This window comes from Synechococcus sp. R55.7, from assembly GCF_047461955.1.
Lineage (GTDB): Bacteria > Cyanobacteriota > Cyanobacteriia > Thermostichales > Thermostichaceae > Thermostichus.
Map to the genome: position 1 here is coordinate 1 of NZ_JANSIC010000300.1, position 2,218 is coordinate 2,218.

At 60.6% G+C, this 2,218-nt stretch carries 2 protein-coding genes; both read left to right on the forward strand.

What is annotated here, in order from left to right; translation table 11 throughout:
- Window positions 1–107: 107 nt before the first annotated feature.
- Window positions 108–1,631 carry a hypothetical protein gene (locus NW820_RS11920; RefSeq protein ID WP_414407593.1) on the forward strand — a complete coding sequence of 508 codons (1,524 nt, stop codon included), beginning with the start codon at window positions 108–110 and terminating at the stop codon, window positions 1,629–1,631.
- A 66-nt stretch (window positions 1,632–1,697) separates the two neighbouring features.
- On the forward strand, window positions 1,698–2,216 hold the full coding sequence (locus NW820_RS11925; RefSeq protein WP_414342569.1) for a DUF4330 domain-containing protein: 519 nt from the start codon (window positions 1,698–1,700) through the stop codon (window positions 2,214–2,216).
- The last annotated feature ends 2 nt before the right edge of the window (window positions 2,217–2,218 follow it).

A 2,218-nucleotide genomic window follows, 5' to 3' on the forward strand; every position in this document is an offset into this window, starting at 1 on the left:
GACCTTCCTAACCAACCTAGAAGACTTTCTTTTTTTGATGCTGCAATAGGCAGCTCCCCAAGTTCTGGCTGCCCATACCTGTCTGTTGTTTGTAACCTATGAGTCAGATGTCTGCCCGGTCGGGATCTTACTGGCGCGCAACCCTGACGCGGTGGTTCCCACAGCCTCTGGATCGCTGGGTGGCCGGGATCACCCTCTGCAACCTGGCCATCGGGGTGATCCTGGTGGTGTTGGGCAACCACACAGCTCCTTACGTGCGGGACTTTAACTGGCAACAGCAACGGGTGGGGGCGCAAGAAGTGCAGATGGTGCTCACCTTCAACCGCCCGATGGATCCCGTCAGTGTTGAAGAGCATTTGGAGATCCAGCCCCCTCTGCCAGGCCGAATGCGCAAGCTGGGTCGCCGCTTTTTTTGGACGCTGACAGAACCAGCCCCTTACGGCCAGACCTACCGGGTGCGCCTGCAGGCAGCCGTGGATGAACGGGGCCAGCCCATGGCCCAGCCCTTTGAGGGGGAATTCCGCACGCCGGATCGGCAGTTGCTGGGGATCAGCACCGAACCTGCCCAGCGAGGGCGACTGTTTCTGTTCAACCTGGAGACGGGATCCACTACCCTGCTGACTCCGGCTGGGGTCAAGGTAACCCAAATGCAGCCCAGTGCCGATGGCCGCTTCGTGTACTATTTCGCCACGGCCACCAACCCACAGCACCAGGATCTGTACCGACTGGATCTGGAGGATCAGTCTTCGCAGTTGCTGCTGGATCATCAGGGTTACCAAAACCTGCGCTTCCAAGTCTCGCCGACGGGGGAATTGGTGGTGGCAGAGCGGATCCCGCTGCAACGGGATCCCATGGCTGCCGTCCAGACGGAGCTGTGGATCCAGAAAACAAGCCGGGATCCCTTTGAACGTCTAGAGCTGGATACGGCGGTGGGGGGAGATTTTTTCATTAGCCCCGATGAGAGCAGCCTGCTCATCTCGCAGGGACAGGGGGTGGGGATCGTACCCTTGCATCCACGGGCGGCAGCGGAGAGCTTTCTAGCCCAGTTCGGCCAAACCTTAGCCATCCGCCCCGATGGGGCTTTCGGGGCTTTGCTGCGCTTCAATCCCGACTACACCCGCAGCCTCTCCATCGTCAGCAATACCGGCAACAGCGAGGAGATTTTGAGAACCCAGGGATCCATCCTGAAAGGGGCTTTTTCCCCTCGGGCGCCCATCTTCTACGCCTTGGTCAGTGAGGTCTCTCACGTTAGCGGTGCGGAGCATGATTCTGTTGGCGAGGTCGCGATGGACTCCCCCAGCTACACCGAGTCGCCCCGCCTGCTGGCGATAACGCTCGGCACTGAAGCAGGCAACGCCATAGAGGTGGTTCGAGCCACCTATCCCGTCGATCTGGACTTCAGCATTTCCCCGGATGGACGCATGCTGGCCTACACGCTCTTGGAACCGTTCCCAGGGATCCCGGATCCCTCGGCTCCCCTTAGCCGTAGCGGGCAAGCCATCATGGCCTCGCAAGTGTGGTTGGTGGATTTGCAGGACGGGCTGCCCATTCCTGATGGACAAAGTGGTTCGCACCGCTGGCGGGAACGCCGCCTACCGCTGGGCAGCAGCGCCCTAGCCTGGATCCCTTAGGGCGAGAAAGCCACTTGGAGAACAAACCTGCCTAGAATCAAGACAGGGTGTGCGAGGAGAGGTGATATGCGGCTCATTGACGAGCAGGGGCGGCTTTTGGGAAAGGTCAGCCTCTTGGATCTGGGAGCTCTGGCAATTGTGGTGGTGGCCATTGTCGCCGTCTTGTTCTTTCCGGGTCGGCAGGCGGGCAGTGTCGTCCAGGTGGGAGGTGGCCCCACGCTGCCGGTGGAAGTGGACATGATTGTGCGCGGGGTCAGCAGCCGCTCTATGGAACCTTTTCAGGCGGGGCAGAAGGCTGACCTGATCATCCGCAACCAGCCCTACGGCCAGGTGGAGGTGGTGCGAGTGGAAAATGTCAGCCGCACGGTGCCAGTGGTTTTCCCCGATGGGCGGGTGCAGAACTTGCCCGATCCCGAAGCCTATCGCCTCGATCTGGTGTTTACCTTGCGGGGGCGGGGCCAGCGCACCGAGAATGGCATCGTCCTGGGCAACAATCGCGTCAAAATCGGTGTTCCCCTAGAGCTAGAGACCTTTGGCTACAACTTGCGCGGCACCGTGATGGACGTGCGGCTGCCGCAATCGTAGAG

Bases quoted from the DNA above. Each gene is read 5' to 3' on its own strand.
- NW820_RS11920 (WP_414407593.1), top strand. From the start codon at position 108: ATGTCTGCCCGGTCGGGATCTTACTGGCGCGCAACCCTGACGCGGTGG.
- NW820_RS11925 (WP_414342569.1), top strand. From the start codon at position 1,698: ATGCGGCTCATTGACGAGCAGGGGCGGCTTTTGGGAAAGGTCAGCCTC.